11 protein-coding genes are annotated in these 16,051 nt (G+C 66.1%); 9 read left to right on the plus strand and 2 right to left on the minus strand.

What is annotated here, in order from left to right:
- Positions 1–99 precede the first annotated feature (99 nt).
- The 9 genes from K3172_RS13600 (at position 100) to K3172_RS13640 (ending at position 11,570) form a co-directional block, all read left to right on the plus strand.
- Complete coding sequence (locus K3172_RS13600) at positions 100–1,467, plus strand: MATE family efflux transporter (protein ID WP_221590903.1); 1,368 nt, start codon at positions 100–102, stop codon at positions 1,465–1,467.
- Positions 1,468–1,514: 47 nt separating this feature from the next.
- Positions 1,515–3,911 carry a chemotaxis protein CheA gene (locus tag K3172_RS13605; RefSeq protein WP_221590905.1) on the plus strand — a complete coding sequence of 799 codons (2,397 nt, stop codon included), beginning with the start codon at positions 1,515–1,517 and terminating at the stop codon, positions 3,909–3,911.
- Complete coding sequence (locus tag K3172_RS13610; protein ID WP_221590907.1) at positions 3,908–4,342, plus strand: chemotaxis protein CheW; 435 nt, start codon at positions 3,908–3,910, stop codon at positions 4,340–4,342. The genes K3172_RS13605 and K3172_RS13610 overlap by 4 nt, the downstream gene beginning before the upstream one ends.
- 57 nt (positions 4,343–4,399) lie before the next feature.
- A complete protein-coding gene (locus K3172_RS13615) occupies positions 4,400–4,765 on the plus strand; it encodes a response regulator (protein WP_221590909.1) in 366 nt (121 codons plus the stop codon).
- A gap of 11 nt (positions 4,766–4,776) precedes the next feature.
- Complete coding sequence (gene cheB / locus K3172_RS13620) at positions 4,777–5,862, plus strand: chemotaxis-specific protein-glutamate methyltransferase CheB (protein WP_247718172.1); 1,086 nt, start codon at positions 4,777–4,779, stop codon at positions 5,860–5,862.
- Positions 5,853–6,716: a CheR family methyltransferase gene (locus K3172_RS13625; RefSeq protein WP_221590911.1), complete on the plus strand. Its 864-nt coding sequence runs from the start codon at positions 5,853–5,855 to the stop codon at positions 6,714–6,716. The genes cheB and K3172_RS13625 overlap by 10 nt, the downstream gene beginning before the upstream one ends.
- Before the next feature lie 163 nt (positions 6,717–6,879).
- Positions 6,880–8,370: a putative bifunctional diguanylate cyclase/phosphodiesterase gene (locus K3172_RS13630; protein WP_345725658.1), complete on the plus strand. Its 1,491-nt coding sequence runs from the start codon at positions 6,880–6,882 to the stop codon at positions 8,368–8,370.
- The gene (locus K3172_RS13635; protein ID WP_247718173.1) at positions 8,367–10,169 is read left to right on the plus strand and encodes a methyl-accepting chemotaxis protein; all 1,803 of its coding nucleotides are present in this window, start codon (positions 8,367–8,369) and stop codon (positions 10,167–10,169) included. The genes K3172_RS13630 and K3172_RS13635 overlap by 4 nt, the downstream gene beginning before the upstream one ends.
- Positions 10,170–10,226: 57 nt before the next feature.
- A complete protein-coding gene (locus tag K3172_RS13640) occupies positions 10,227–11,570 on the plus strand; it encodes a methyl-accepting chemotaxis protein (protein WP_221590913.1) in 1,344 nt (447 codons plus the stop codon).
- Between the two features lie 54 nt (positions 11,571–11,624).
- Here the strand turns inward: K3172_RS13640 and K3172_RS13645 are convergent, their stop codons facing one another.
- Both K3172_RS13645 and K3172_RS13650 read right to left on the minus strand, forming a co-directional pair.
- Positions 11,625–14,945, minus strand: coding sequence for an amidohydrolase family protein (locus K3172_RS13645; RefSeq protein WP_221590916.1), 3,321 nt, complete (start codon positions 14,943–14,945; stop codon positions 11,625–11,627).
- Between the two features lie 75 nt (positions 14,946–15,020).
- Complete coding sequence (locus tag K3172_RS13650) at positions 15,021–16,049, minus strand: LacI family DNA-binding transcriptional regulator (protein ID WP_221590918.1); 1,029 nt, start codon at positions 16,047–16,049, stop codon at positions 15,021–15,023.
- Positions 16,050–16,051: the final 2 nt, after the last annotated feature.

The following is a 16,051-nucleotide window of genomic DNA, read 5'->3' on the forward strand; positions in this document are numbered from 1 at the left end:
CATGCCCCCGTCCTATCGCATTGCGCCTGCCGTGCAAGCGAAGCGGTGCCCGCAATCCCCGCTAGGCAAGCGCCTCTCGCGCAGCTAGGCGAGGCGGCGATGAGCGAGACGGCCAAACTGACGCGCGGAAGCGTTCGCGGCCATCTCGTGACCCAGACCGCCCCGATGATCATCGGCGTCGCGGCGATCATGTCGGTCGGCCTCATCGACGCCTATTTCATCGGCCAGCTCGGATCGCAGGAACTGGCGGCAGTGAGCTTCATCTTCCCGATTACCATCGCGCTTTCCAGCCTCGGCGTGGGGGTGATGGTGGGCATCAACTCGGTGATCGCCCGCGCGCTCGGCGAAGGCGATCGCGATCGGGCGGAGCGCCGCGCCAATTTCGGCGCGGTGTTCGCGCTCGGTATCGGCATCGCGCTGGCCCTGGCGCTCTATCTCCTGCTCGATGCGCTATTCCGGCTGATGCAGGCACCCGAGGCCCTGTTGCCGCTGATCCGCGAATACATGCGGCCCTATGCGCTCGGCATGGTGCTTCTGCTCGTTCAGATGGCGCTCAACGGCATATTGCGCGGGCAGGGAGAGGCGAAGGCGACGAGCTATGTCTCGCTGACCTACTCGGTCGCGAACTGGGTGCTCGATCCGCTGCTGATCACCGGCATCGGCGGCTTCGAAGGCTTCGGTGTCGCGGGCGCCGCCTATGCCACGCTCGCGGGCTGGGCCATCGCGATCGTGATGGCGCTTTGGCTGATCGGGCGCAGCACCCTCAAAATCCATCCTGCGCTCATCCGCCAGTGTCGCTGGGGCGAATCCGCCAAGGCGATCCTCAGTGTCGCCGGGCCGGCCGCCTTCTCCAACGCGATCAACCCCATCGGCCTGTCGGTCCTCACCGCGCTGCTTGCAAGCCAGGGCGAGGCGGCGGTGGCGGGCTTCGGCGCCGCCGGGCGTCTGCAGAGCTTCGCGGTCGTGCCGCTGCTGGCGCTGTCGGGATCGATCGGTGCCATCGTCGGCCAGAACTGGGGCGCAGGCATGCCCGGTCGCTCGCGCGAGGCCATGCGCGAGGCGGCGCTGTTCTGCATCGGCTACGGCCTCGTCGTCGCCATCATGCTCTATGCCTTCGGGGATTGGTTTGCGGATTTCTTCACCGACGATCCCGCCGTGATCGAGCAATTCTCGCGCTACCTCGCCATCTCGGTCTGGGGCTATGCCGGCTTCGGCGTGCTGATCGTCGCCAACGGCGCGATGAACGCGGTCGACAAGGCGCGCTATGCGCTGGGCCAGAGCTTTGCGCGGGTGTTCCTGGTGATGCTCCCCTTCGCCTGGCTGCTGCGCGGCGCATGGGGCCCGGACGCGATCTATGCCGCCGAGCTTGCGGCCAATGTGCTGGGCGGCTTGCTGGCCGCCTGGCTCGCCTGGCGGGTGCTGCGCGCACACTCCGAAAACACGCCCGAGCCCCAAACCATTCGTTAACCATCTTCGGGCATAGCTGACCCCCGATCGTATCAGGGGCCGATGCAATGGATGATCTTCTGGCGGATTTTGTCGCCGAAACGCGTGAAATGCTGGAAGCGAGCGGGGGCGAAATCGTCGCCTGGGAAGCCGATCCTTCGGACAAGGCCCGCCTCGACACAATTTTCCGCTTCGTCCACACGGTCAAGGGAAACTGCGGTTTCTTCGATTTCCCGCGCCTCGAAAAGCTCAGCCACGCCGCCGAAGATGCCCTGTCGGAATGCCGTGCCGGGCGGCGCGAGCCCGACAGCGCGCTCGTGTCAGCCGTGCTCGCGATCATCGACCGGATCAGCGAAATGACCGATGCCATCGAAGCCGGCGAAGACTTCCCCGAAGGCGGCGACGACCAGCTGATCGCCGCGCTCCAGCCGGGCGAAGATTTCGAGGTCGCGAGCGCGGCGATGCAGGATGCCCCCCGCGAAACCGTGACCGCCAATGAGGACACGAGCGACGAAGCCGCACCCAAGGCCGCGCGTGCAAACCCGGTCCAGCGCTCGATCCGCCTGCCCGTCGACCTGCTCGACGAGGTGATGAAGGGCGTGTCCGACATGGTCCTCGCGCGCAACGACCTCGCGCGCCGCCTGCGCGAAGCGGGCGAGCAGCCGACCATCGACGGTCCGTTCGACCGTCTCTCCACCATCCTCGCCGATGTCCGCACCGCGATCACCCGCATGCGCATGCAGCGGCTCGAGCACCTGTTCAGCTCGCTCCCGCGCCTGGTGCGCGACCTGTCCACCGAACTCGGCAAGCAGGTGATGGTCGATTTCGAAGGCGGCGAGGTCGAACTCGATCGCGAGATGATCGAAATGGTTCGCGATCCGCTGACCCACATCATCCGCAATGCCATCGATCACGGGATCGAAGGCCCGGGCGAACGCCTTAAAAAAGGCAAGCGCGAGATCGGCCTGCTCCGCTTCGCAGCGCGCCAGTCGGGCAACCAGATCAGCCTAGTGATTTCCGACGACGGCCGCGGCATCGATACCGTGCGGCTGGCCGAAAAGGCGGTCGCCGCCGGCATCTATTCGCGGGCCGAGATCGACCGCATGTCGGATCGCCGCAAGCAGCACCTGATCTTCCACGCCGGCCTGTCGACCGCGGACACGGTAAGCTCGGTCTCCGGTCGCGGCGTCGGGATGGACGTGGTGCGCGCCAATATCGAACGCGTCGGAGGATCGATCGACCTCGTCAGCAAGCCGGGCGAAGGCACCAGTTTCCACCTCAAGCTGCCCCTCACCCTCAGCATCATAGCCGCGCTTACCGTGGGCTCCAGCGGCCAGCGCTATGCCATCCCGCGCAGCTATGTCGAGGAAATCGTCTTCGGTTCGAGCAGCAATGTCGAATTCGCCGAAGCGGGCGAGCGCCGCCTCGTCACCTTCCGTGGCAAGCGCGTCCCCTGCCTTGCGCTCGGCGATATCCTCGGCACCGAGGCCAATGAGGATATCGAGTGGGAGGACAAGACGCTGGTCCTGATCCGCCTCGCCAACGAGGAGGTCTTCGCGCTGGCCGTCGACCGGGTGTTCGATCACGAGGACGTCGTGGTCAAGCCGATCGCCCCTGCGGTCATGGAAACCCGGCTTTACGCCGGTACGACGCTGCTCGACGACGGAAGGCCGATGATGCTGCTCGACCTGCCGAGCATAGCCACCAGCCGCCTGCTGATGAACGAAGGCCGTAGCGCGGCTCCGGTCGTCGAGGAGGAAAGGGTCGAAGCGCGCCGCAAGACCGTTCCGATCATGCTGTTCGCCGGTCTCGACGGTCGTCGCCGCGCGGTCCGGCTCGAAATGGTCCGCCGGATCGACACCGTCTCGCGCGAGGCGATCGATATCGACGGACGCCGCATGCAGGCGGTTATCGACGGCTCGATCTTCCCGCTGGTCGGCCTCGAATACGGCGAGCTGAGCGAAGAACGCTGCCGCTTGCTCCGCCTGTCCGACGGCGAGAACGAAGTGGTCTACGCCGTGGGCGAGGTGCTCGACGCTGCCGAGATGGAAGGCGAAATCATCCCGTCGCACGACGATCCGCTGATCGAGGGTGTCACGCTGATCGATGATGCCCCGATCCCGGTCATCGACGGCCACACGCTGTTCGCCCGGCATCATGCCCCGCGCCGCACCGAACAGCCGCTCACCTGCCGCATTCCGGCCGACAGCGACTGGGCCCGGACCATCCTCGGCCCCCTCGTCGAGGCGGCCGGTTACCGCGTCGCCAGCGACGGGGACGAGGACGCGGATGTCGCCATCCTTCTCGCCGAACAGGCCGACGTGCCTGCCGGCCCGGCGCGCAGCGTCATCCGCCTGCGCCAGGAACCCGAGGGCGTCGGCGAGGATGCCGAAACCATCTACCGCTACGATCGCGACGGCTTGCTCGCCGCGCTCAAACAGGCCCGTTTCGGGAGGACCGCATGACCCAGTTGCTACTCCAGTGCCTCATCGCCGGTCGCCAGGCCGCGATCCCGGCGAGCGACGTCCAGTCGGTGATCGAGGTCGACGAGATCACGCCGATCCCGCGCACGCCCGATTTCATCCGCGGCCTTACCGCGCTGCGCAGCCAGGCGCTGACCGTGATCGACTGCTCGCTTGCGCTCGGGCTCGAAAGTGCCGGTGACCAGCCGGACCAGCGCGCGGCTGTCGTCGAGATCGAAGGCCACCTCTACGCACTGCTTGTGGATGCCGCCTATGATGTCGGTGAAGCGAGCAGCGAGCCGGTCGCGGTGCCCGGCGGTTTCGGCCCCGGCTGGCAGCGCGCCGCGCGCGGCATGGTCGAAACCGAAACCGGCCCCACCCTCCTCATCGATGTCGAAGCCCTGATTGCCGGTCCGCTCGAAGAGGCGGCTTAAGCGAATAGTTACGCATCGGGCCTTATACATCGCCCGAAACATACGAGGTCCACTACCATGAAAACCTGCCTGATCGTCGACGACTCGCGTGTCATCCGCAAGGTGTCGCGCCACATCCTCGAGACGCTCGGCTTCACTGTCGAGGAAGCCGAGAACGGCCAGGAGGGCCTTGAACGCTGCATGGAGACCATGCCCGACGTGGTCCTGCTCGACTGGAACATGCCGGTCATGACCGGCATCGAATTCATCACCCAGCTGCGCCAGCGCGAGGGCGGCGACAAGCCCAAGGTGGTGTTCTGCACCACCGAAAACGACGTCGCCCACATCCGCGAGGCGATCAGCGCCGGGGCGGACGAATACGTGATGAAGCCGTTCGATCACGAAACGCTGCAGATCAAGCTCCAGCTTGTCGGCATGGCCTGAGGAGCGCCGGCATGAGCGCAGTCCTCAAACCCCAGGCGATCGCACCTGACACCTCCGCCAAGCGCAAGGTGCGGGTGCTGATCGTCGACGATTCGCTGACCGTGCGGACCGTCTTCAGCCGCATGCTTCAGAGCGAGAACGACATCACCCTCGTCGCCACCGCCAATACGGCGGAACGCGGGCTGGAAGAGCTGCGCCAGCACGACGTCGACGTAATCATGCTCGACCTCGAAATGCCCGGCATGGGCGGGATCGAGGCGCTGCCCAAGATCCAGCAGGCTGCGCCAGGCGTGCAGGTGCTCGTCATTTCCTCGCTGACCGCCGACGGTGCCGAACATACGGTCCGCGCGCTCTCGCTGGGCGCTGCCGACACCATGCTCAAGCCGCGCCCGGGCGGTTTCAACGACGACTATCGCGCCTCGCTGCTGGGCAAGATCCGCGCGCTCGCCGGTGTCGACGCCGAACCGGCCAAACCGGCCCGTCCTGCCCCGGCCGCGTCTAGGGCGAGCAAGCAACCACAGGTCGTCGCGATCGGTGCCTCGACCGGCGGCATCCATGCGCTCAACCTGTTCCTGCGCAAGGTGCCCAAGTCCTTCGACCTACCGATCCTCATCACCCAGCACCTGCCCGACAGCTTCATTCCCGTCTTCGCAAAGCAGATGGAAATGGCGGCCGACCGCGAAGCCGTGCTGGCCGACGAGGGCGTCGAGCTGACCCGTGGCAAGATCGTCATCGCGCCCGGCCACGGCCACATGGTCGTCCGCAAGTCGGGCACACGCTACGTCACCGGCCTCGCCTATCATCCGGTCAAGAGCGGCTGCATGCCCTCGGTCGATCCGATGTTCGAAACGCTGGCCGAAGCTTATGAAGGCCGCGTGGCCGGCGTGCTGTTGTCCGGCATGGGCCGCGACGGCACCGACGGCGCGCAGGCCATCGCCGCCGCCGGCGGTTCCATCTACGCCCAGAACGCTGAAACCTGCGCCGTCTGGGGCATGCCGCGCGCGGTCACCGAAATGGGCATCGCCGCCGCCGTCCTGCCGCCGGAGGAACTCGCCGAGAAGGTACTTGCCAGCGCGGGAGCTGGCGCATGGGCGTAGACGACGCCTCTCACCGTATCATCGCCGACCTGCTTGAGCAGCGCACGGGACAGCACCTGACGGAAAATCGCCGCTGGCGGATTTCGACCGCGCTGGCAGGCCTGTTCCGCGAATTCGGCATCGACAATGTGGACCAGCTCGCCTGCCTCCTCGAACGGCCGGGCGAACACCACCTCGCCACCAAGGTGGTGGAGGCGCTGCTGAACAACGAAACCTACTTCTTTCGCGACCACGTCTATTTCATGACGTTGGCCAATCAGGTCCTACCGGACCTCGCCAGGAAGCGGCAGGCCACCAAGAAGCTCTCGATCTGGTCGGCAGGCTGCTCGACCGGGCAGGAAGCGCTGAGCCTTGCCATGCTGTTCTGCGAACAGCCCGGTCGCTGGCAGGACTGGGAGATCGACATCCTCGGCACCGATATCTCGGGCAAGGCGATCGCGACGGCCAAGACCGGCTGCTACACCCAGTTCGAAATCCAGCGCGGCATCAGTGTCGCCCAGATGCTGAACTTCTTCAGCGAAACGCCCCGCGGCTGGCAGGCCAGCGACCGGATTTGCTCGATGACCCGTTTCCAGCAGCACAGCATCCTGGATTTCCCGCCCAGTCCGGGCCGGTTCGACCTGGTCCTGTGCCGCAACGTGCTGCTCTATTTCGACCCGCAGACGCGTCGTACCGTGTTCGACCGAGTGGCCAGCGCCACCGCGTCCGACGGTTGGCTGATGCTGGGCGCGGGCGAGTCGGTCGTGGGCCAGACCGACCGCTTCGAAGCGTCCGAGTGGGGTTCCTCGATCTACAAGCCGGCCTCGGTCGTGGCACGGGTTTCCCAGATACCGCGCCGCGCATCGGCTGTCTAAAAAGCCGGGCGCCCCGAAAGCGCTTTAAGATCAGGGTAAACCGCCCCTTCACCGTTCCTTAGCGATTCGCCTCTATGCCCTCAGGCTCGAACGAGAAGACCGGTCTCATGCGGGGGTACAGGTGAAATTACGGAAGGTTGAGGCAGCAGGCGGGAACAGGGCCGTGATATTCGGCCCGATCGTCGTCCTCGCGGCCATTTTCCTTTCGACCTTCGTGCTCACCATCGCCTCTAGCCGCATGGGCTTCGCCAATCCTATGGCTGTGCTCGGAGCCGGCTCCCTCGCCTTCGCAATTGCCGTCGTGTTGCTCGCTATCAAGGGCCTGCGCCATCTGCGCCAGGTCGAGTTGCTCAGCAACAGCGACAGCCTGACCATGCTGCCAAACCGCCGCGCGCTTCACCGCGACCTCCAGCGCGAAGGAATCAACGGAGAGGAGATCGCGCTTGCCCTGCTCGATCTCGACGGCTTCAAACTGGTCAACGACCACTACGGCCATTTCGTCGGCGACGCGGCAATCCGCGAATGTTCGCGGATTTTCGTCGACATGGCGGATGGCGAAGCACGGATCTACCGTTTGGGCGGCGACGAATATGCCATCATGGTGGCGGGCCCGGTTGCCGGCACGCTGCTGGAAGGGCTCTGCCGAAGGATCGTCGAACGGCTCGCCAAGCCCGTCAAGGTCGAGGACCGGCGCCTCACGCTGGGTGCCAGCATCGGTCTCGCGCGCAGTGCGCCGGGCGAAAAGCTGCCCTCTTCGGAACTGCTCCGCCGCTCGGATGTGGCGATGTATGTCTCCAAGCGCGGCGGCAAGATGCGTTGCACCTGGTTTAACACCGCCTTCGACAAGAGCCGCGAGCAGCTCAAGGAGATGGACGACGAACTGCGCAGCGCGCTGGCCAATAACGAATTCCGGCTCAACTACCAGCCGCTCGTCGACAGCAATACCCGCCGGGTCGTTGCAGTCGAATGCCTGCTGCGCTGGGAACGGCCCGACGGCAAGCCGGTGGGACCCAATATCTTCATTCCCGTCGCCGAGGAAAGCGGGCTGATCAACGCGATCGGGCTGTGGGTCCTGCGCCAGGCCTGCTGCGATGCGCTCGACTGGGATGACATCACGCTTTCGGTCAACATTTCCGCCGCACAATTGCGGAATCCCGAATTCCCCATCCAGCTCGGCCATATCCTGGAAGAAACCGGCTTCGATCCGGAACGCCTCGAACTGGAAATCACCGAAACCTGCCTCGTGCTCGATCCCATCGTTGCCGAGCGCAGCCTCGCCCTGATCCGCGGCTTCGGCGTCAAGGTGGCGCTCGACGACTTCGGTACCGGCTATGCGTCGATCGGCTTCCTGCGCCAGTTCCGCTTCGAGAAGCTCAAGCTGGATCGCAGCCTCGTGGTACAGGCGAGCGAGGATGATGGCAGCCGCGCGATGATGTTGTCGAGCATCACCGTGGCGCGCGCCATGAAGATGGGCGTGACGGCCGAGGGCGTCGAGACGCAGGAGCAGGCCGATATGGTCCGCGCCGCGGGCTGCGACCAGATCCAGGGCTGGCTCTACTTCAAGGCCATGCCCGCCAGCGAAATCCCGGCGCATCTCGGCCATCCGGTCGATGTCGCACTGACCCGTAAGATGAAGGACTCCAAGGTCGCATGAGCGCACTTTCGGACATGGTGAACGGCGTCGTCGCCGAAAGCGAGATCGCGCCCTCGGACATCGGCTTGCCCGCACACGAAAGCGTGGACTTCGATCAATGGAAGGACGATCAGGCCACCGCTGCCCCGCGCGGGCTCAAGGGATGGATGTATGCCAAACCCTTCAGCGAGAAACTGCGGGCCATCAGCACGATCAACATCCTTGCGATTGTGGCGATCCTCGCCGCGATCCTTGGCGGAGGATCCTATGCGGTCGAATTGCGGGAGAAGCGCATGGCGCTTTCCGAGACGACGCTCGATGCAGCGCATATGCTGGCCGACGTCAGCGAGGCCCGGCTCTTCGTGCAGCATTATGCCGTGTCGGGTGACCGTAATGACCTGCTCACCGCGCAGGAATCGCTGAAATCGGCCGACCGTTCGCTGCGGGAAGTAGGCCAGGGCGTGCGCGGTTTCGCGCCTGCGGAAATCGGCACCGTCGATCAACTCGAAAGCCGACTAGCCGCCCTATCGTCGCGCGTCGCCGCCGCACAAAGTTCGCGCGGGACGCCGGCCCAGTGGCAGGCATTTTCGGACAGCGTCTATGTCGAAGGCGAGGGGATCGTCGAACAGAGCCGCCTGTTGCGCGAAGAACTGGTCGCCATCGGCGCAGAAGCCGATAGCAACGCCAAGCGCGGCATCATGGCGCTGTTCGGGATGTTCTTGACCGCCTGCGTGGTCGGAGCGGCACTCGTTTACGGCAGCTACCGCTATATCGCGCGCGACCTGTCCGGGACGCTAGGCCGGATCACCGACGTCGCCACGCGGCTCGCGGCTGGCGAAAAGGACATGCATATTCCGGGCACCTACCGCCATGACGAGATCGGCGAACTCGCCCGGTCATTCGAGGTGTTCGCGCAATCGGCCCGCGAATTCGAGCGCTTGTCGGAAGAGCGCGCAAGACTGCGGGCCGAACGCGGCAAGGAAATGCTGCTCGTGGCGGATCGCTTCGAACGGACGGTCGGCGAAGTCGTCGGCAGCGTGGCCTCCGCCTCGGCCCAGCTCCAATCCACTGCCGGAACGATGGCGGATGCAGCCCAGCTGACCGCCGGCCAGGCGGAAATCGTTGCGATGTCGATGGAACAGGCCTCTGCGGGCACCACCGCAGCCGCGGCTGCGTCGGACGAATTCGCCATGTCGATCGGAGAGATCAGCCGCCAGGCTTCGCATTCCGCCGAACTCGCACGCCGCGCGACTGAAACCGCATCGAGCGCCGACGAAACGATCTCCGGTCTTGCCAGCGCGGCCGACCAGGTCGGGCAGATCGTCGAGTTGATCCAGTCGATCGCCAAGCGCACCAACCTACTTGCCCTCAACGCCTCGATCGAAGCCGCGCGCGGCGGAGAAGCGGGTCGCGGCTTCGCGGTTGTCGCCAGCGAGGTAAAGGAACTCGCCGCCCAGACCAGCCGTGCCACCGAGGACGTTGCCGACCAGATCCGCACCATGCAGGATTCGACGGGCGCAAGCGTCGGCGCGCTCCGCTCTATCGTCGGCCAGATCCACGAGCTTGAAACCACTGCCATCTCGATCGCCAGCGCGGTCGACCAGCAGTCCGTCGCCGGGCAGGACCTTGCGCGCAGCATCGATATCGCCGCGCGCGCGAGCGGGGAGGTGTCGGGCAGTATCGACCAGGTCCGCGAAACCTCTCTGGCCGCGGGTGCTGCCGCAAACCAGGTGCTGGCCTCGAGCAATGAGCTGGGAGCACAGGCAGGCCGCCTGCAGGACCAGGTCGAGGCATTCCTCCAGGAAGTCCGCTCCGCTTAACCCTATTTCAAGCAATTACCCGTTACGGTTATCACGAACTTAACGGGGACGGGCTCGATGAATGCTCCGATGAATTTCCTGGTGCAGGACATGATCCGCGAGATCGACGAAGTGGCCGTGGTGTCCAGCTCGCAGGACGACCAGGTGTCCGGGATCGGGGCCTGGTTCATGGGCAAGACCTTGGACGAGAAAGCGGTTCTCGCTTCCATCATGTCGGTCGGCGGACTGACCGTCATAGGCGCAATGGCAGCCTGGGGGCTCTTCGTCCCGGAAAGCAGCCGCTCCGCGATGATGGTGATCATCGCCATCGCCGGTTTCAGCGTTCCTGTAAGCCTTGTCGCGCTCCAGTTCATTCGCAAGCGCGTGATCGCGCCCTACAGCCATATCAGCCGCGAAATGACCCGCCTCGCAAGGGGCGCGCGCGACATCGAATTGACGGGGACAGACCGGGTCGACGAGATCGGCGATCTTGCCCGTGCGCTCGAAATCTTCACCAAGTCCGGCATCAAGCTCGACGAACTGTTTGCCTCGCGCCAGGGAGCGACGGAGAAACGCAAGGCGGAGTTGATCCAGCTCGCCGCGACGCTCGATGCGAACGTCGGTGAGGTCGCGGCTAGCGTGGCGGCAGCTTCGAGCCAGCTCAAGACGACCGCTGCCGGCATGGCGGCGACTGCGAACCAGGCGACGAACCAGGCGCAGCAGGTCATCCATTCGATGCAGCAGGCCTCCAACGGCGCGACCGCTGCAGCGGCCGCGTCGGACGAATTCGCCATGTCGATCGGCGAGATCAGTCGCCAGGCCTCGCATTCGGCGGAACTCGCCCGCAAGGCCACCGAAACGGCGACGGGGGCCGACGACACGATTTCCGCACTGGCAACTTCGGCAGAGCAGGTCGGCGCTATCGTCGAGCTGATCCAGTCGATCGCCAAGCGCACCAACCTCCTCGCCCTCAATGCCTCCATCGAAGCCGCTCGCGGCGGCGAAGCGGGCCGCGGCTTCGCCGTCGTGGCGAGCGAGGTGAAGGAACTTGCCGCACAGACCAGCCGCGCGACAGAGGAAATCGCCGAGCAGATCCGCGAAATGCAGGATTCGACCGGCGCCAGCGTCGGTGCGCTACGCTCGATCGTGAGCCAGATCCGCGAACTCGAAACAACCGCGGTCTCGATCGCCAGTGCGGTGGACCAGCAGTCCGTCGCCGGGCAGGACCTTGCGCGCAGTATCGATCTTGCCGCCCGTTCGACCGAAGAGGTTTCCGGCAGCATCTCGCAAGTCCGCGAGACCTCGCTGTCGACCGGCGCAGCGGCGAGCCAGGTGCTGACGTCCGCCGAATCGCTCGAGACGCAGGCCGAAACCCTGCGCCAGAAGATGCAGAGCTTCTTCGCCGAAGTGCGCGCCGGCTAGGCGGTCAGGCTAACGCGACGGGCGGCGCGCCACGCGCACCGCCCGCGTTCCGCTTCATTCCCACCAATAGGGAAGGCGCTGCTCGCTGCCGGTCTCTACCTCGTTCATGGTCCGCGCATCGTAGAGCCGGCCGCCGAGCATCACGCGCTCGATCTTGTCCGAATTGCGGATATCGGCGCTCGGGTCCGCCGACAGCACCAGCAGGTCGGCCAGCTTGCCGACCTCGAGGCTGCCGATATCGCGCGCCATCCCGAGCGATTCCGCCGAAGTGAGCGTCCCCGCGCGCAATGCCTCGACCGGCGTCATGCCGCCGCGCACGAAGCTCCACAGCTCCCAATGCGAGCCGATGCCCGCCTGCTGGCCGTGTGCGCCGATGCTGATCTTCACGCCGCGCTGCGCAAGCTTCTTCGCCTCGCGCGCCGCATCGTCGTCGACGAAGGCCCAGTCGGGCGCGGTCACACGCCGCGCGGTCTCCGCGATCAGTTGGCGCGGCGGGGTGTGGACCATCAGCGGGTTGTCGAACACGTCGGTCGCCTGCCGCCAATAGGGATCGCCCGCAAGGCCGCCGTAGGTCACCACCAGCGTCGGCGTGTTGTTGGTCTGCGAACCGCCCCAGAACTGCAGCACATCCTCGTAGAAATGCTCGACCGGCACATTGTGCTCGACCGTCGAATTGCCGTCGGCGATCAGGTTCATGTCCATCCCGAACAGCGACCCGCCCTCGGCCACCACGAGCATGTTCTCCGCCCGCGCCGCCGCGACGACCTGCTGGCGCTGCTCGCGCCTGGGCTGGTTGTAGTTCTTCACCGAGACGCCGCCCTGCGCCTTGATCCGGCGGACATGGCCGAGCGCATCCTCGTACCCGTCGATCCGGGCATAGACCGAGGGGGCCTTGGCGCCGTAGATGATCTCGCCGGTCGAGAAGATGCGCGGGGCCAGCAGCGAGCCTGCCCGCTGCCGCTCCGACGCGGCGAAGATCATGCTCGCGCTGGAGGAGGGATCGTGGATCGTCGTGGTGCCGAGCGCGAGGTTCTGCACCAGCGACCAGTTCTGCTGCGGGACGAGGTCGCCCTGCCCCTGCGCGCCATGCGCATGCGCATCGACCAGACCGGGCATGATCGTCTTGCCGCTCGCGTCGATGACCGTGGCGCCGGAAGGAACGCTGACGCTCGACGCCGGGCCAACCGCGATAATGCGGTCACCTTCGACAACGATCGTGCCGTTTTCGATTGCGCCGGCGCCCCCGTCCGCCATCGTCAGGATACGCGCCCCGGTGAGCGCCACGGTCCCAGTCGGCTTGTCCGCGCGGATCGTGCGTGCGAGCGAGATGCCCGTTACCGGCGGCTCGAACTTTGGCGCGTCCTTGCCCTGCGGCGCATTGGCGAACATCGCCGCCGTGGTCGCGCGGTAGAGCGTCGGCCCCATCGACCAGGTCAGCGTGCTGCCGCCGTCGGTCCAGCCGACATAGTCGGCCCCGCCCTTGCTGGCGCGGGTCACGGGGAGCGAGCTTGCTTTCTCGCCAAGCGTCACCGCCTGCCCGCCGGGCAAGAGCGGCGTGACAAAGGCTTCGTAATTTTCGCGGAAGGCCAGCAGGTCGCCGCGCGGGCTGACGCTGTAGCCGCTCACCAGCTCACCCTCGGCATGGACCTGGCGCTTGTCGCCATCGAGGTCGGCCGACAGCAACTGCAGTTTGCCGTCCGACCGGCCGAGCATGAACACGCGGTCGTTCGAAGCACCGAATTGCGGTTCGGAGGTATCGCGTGCGATCAGGCGCGGGGTGCCACCGCTGGCCGGGACTGCATAGACGCCCTCGTTCTCGGAATACTCCGGCGAGGTAAGATAGCCGCCCGAACGCTTCTCGAACACGATCGTGCTGCCATCGGGTGAAAACTGCGGCAAGGCATAGTGGCCGCGCATCGCCGTGACCGCACGCGCGTTGCGGCCAGTGGCGTCGGCAACCATGATCTGGCCGAGACCGGCATCGGTCCAGCGCACGAAGGCCAGCCGCTTACCGTCGCGCGACCAGCTGGGCCACAGCTCCAGCGCGTCGCCGCCATCGGAGAACAGGCGGCGCGGTTCGCCGCCGGCCAGCGGCTTGCTGTAGAGCTTGCCGAGACTTTCGAACACGACGGTCCGGCCTTCGGGCGAAACGCTGGCGAAGCGCGGGATCTTCGCGGTGAAGCTGTCCTCGCCCACCGGGATGACCGGATGGGGCGCATCCGAGACGCCGCGGGTGTCGCTCACACGAAAGGGGATGACGCTCGCGCCGCTGCCATCGGCGGCGATGCGGCGGATCTTGCCGCCTGCCCAGGCGACGATGCTGCGGCTGTCGGGCGTCCAGTCCATCCGTGGATAGAAGCCGTAGACCGCCCAGGTTTCCTGCATGTCGAGATCGAGATCGCCATAGACCATGCGCTCGACGCCGGTGTCGAGCTGCTTGACCCACAGCTCGGTCCGGTCCTTGTCGCGGCGGATGAAGGCCAGCGACTTGCCGTCGGGCGAAGGGGTCGGACGCACCGCGCCGCCGAAACCGCTGGCTGCGGTGGTGACTTCGGTCGTCGCCAGGTCGTATCGCTCGATCGCGAAGGTGCCCTGCGTCGAATCCTGCGCATATTCGAAGATCGGCCCGCCGGTGACATTGCGCGTGTAATAGACGGCCTCGCCATCGGGCGAGTAGATCGGCTCGCCGAGTTCTTTCTGCAGCGCTTCGCTGGCCCGCGCGACCAGCTTCACGCCGCCGCCGCCCGAGGGGTGGTAGAGCCAGATTTCGCCCGTCCCGGCGCTGCGCTGCGTCGTGAAGTGCTTCTTGGCGACGATATACTTGCCGTCGGGCGACCAGTCGGGCTGGTTGAGCAGGCGGAAGTCTTCCTTGGTCACCTGCTTCTTGTCCGAACCGTCCGCGTTCATCACCCAGACGTTGTCGCCGCCGCCGCGGTCCGAGGTGAAGGCGATCCGGCGCCCGTCGGGCGAAAAGCGCGGCTGCACTTCCCAGGCCATCCCCTCGGCAATCCGCGTCGGCGTGCCGCCGGAAATCGGCATGGTGTAGATGTCGCCCAGGAGCGAGAAGGCGATGGTCCGCCCGTCGGGCGAGACGTCGACATCCATCCAGGTGCCTTCGTCGGTGTCGATCGCGACCTGCCGGATGGTCGCGCCGCGCGGGCTGGTTACGTCCCAGCCGTCGTCGTCGCCATTCGCCGCAGCGGGCGTCGCGGGCGCGGCCTGCACCGCCATGCCGGAGCCTTCCTTCGGCCCGCCTTCCTGCGAAGCATCGACCTCCTGCTCTTCGACCGGATTGGGGCTGGGTTCCGGGTCCTGGGCAAATGCGGCCTGGCTGGCAAAGACCAGCGCCAGGACGGAGGCGATGCTCGACTTCATGGTATTCTCCCTCAAACTCCGGACCGCTTCATAGGCGGATGCTGGCAGAGGGCAAATGCCGTTCGTCGAGCAATATCAGCCGATGCTCGCGCGTTCCACCAGCCGGACGGGCACGCGGCGTTCGGGCTTTTCGCCTTCGCCGGCGAGCGCAGTGTCGACCAGCAGCTTGCCTGCGGTCGCGAAATCCGGTTCGACGGTGGTGAGGGGCGGCGCGCTGAATTCGCCCGAGCCGAGCCCGTCGAAACCGATCACGCCGACATTGCCCGGCACTGCTATCCCGCGCGACGCCATTTCCTCCAGCGCGCCCAGGGCCATGGCGTCGCAGGCGAAGAAGAGCCCGTCGAATTTCTCGCCACTCTCGATCAACGCCGCGACAGAATTACGACCCTGCGACACGCGATCCTCACCCTCGCTCACGATCGGCTCGCGCGGGGCCAGACCCTGCGCCTCCATCGCCGCCTTGTAGCCTTCGTAGCGTTCGGAGAACTGGCGCTGCGAGGAATGAGTGTCGCCGACGAAGACGATATCCTTCGCCCCGCCCTTTACCAGTCGCTCGACCGCGATGCGGCCGCCTTCGCGATTGTCGGAGCGGACCCAGGTCGCATCGTCGAAGGGCGATCCCCAGAAGGCGATGTGGTCGGTTTCCTTCGCGCAGTCGCGGAAGTAATCCCAGGCCTCAGCATTGGTGGCCGTACCGATCACCACGACGCCATCGGCCTGCCGACGCGCGACGTAATGACCGAAAAACTCCTCGGGCTCTGCCTGGAACGAGACCAGCGCCTCGTACCCGCGATCCGCAGCTGCGGCGCACGTGCTGCCGAGCATGCTGTAATAGAAGGGATTCACGGAGGCCGCGCCCTGCCCTGCCCGTCCGATAACGACGATGGCGATGGTGCCCGTCTCGCCGCGTCGCAAGCCGGCCGCGCGCGCATTGACGTGATAGCCCAGTTCGGCGGCCGCCTGCTCGACCCGGCGACGAGTCGCCTCGGTAATCGTCTCGGAGCCCGACAGCGCGCGACTGACCGTCGACTGGCTCACCCCGGCGCGTTCGGCCACGTCGATTGAGGTGACCCGGCGCGGCCTCCCGTTCTGGCTATTCGGCATCC

Source organism: Qipengyuania proteolytica (genome assembly GCF_019711565.1).
Lineage (GTDB): Bacteria > Pseudomonadota > Alphaproteobacteria > Sphingomonadales > Sphingomonadaceae > Qipengyuania > Qipengyuania proteolytica.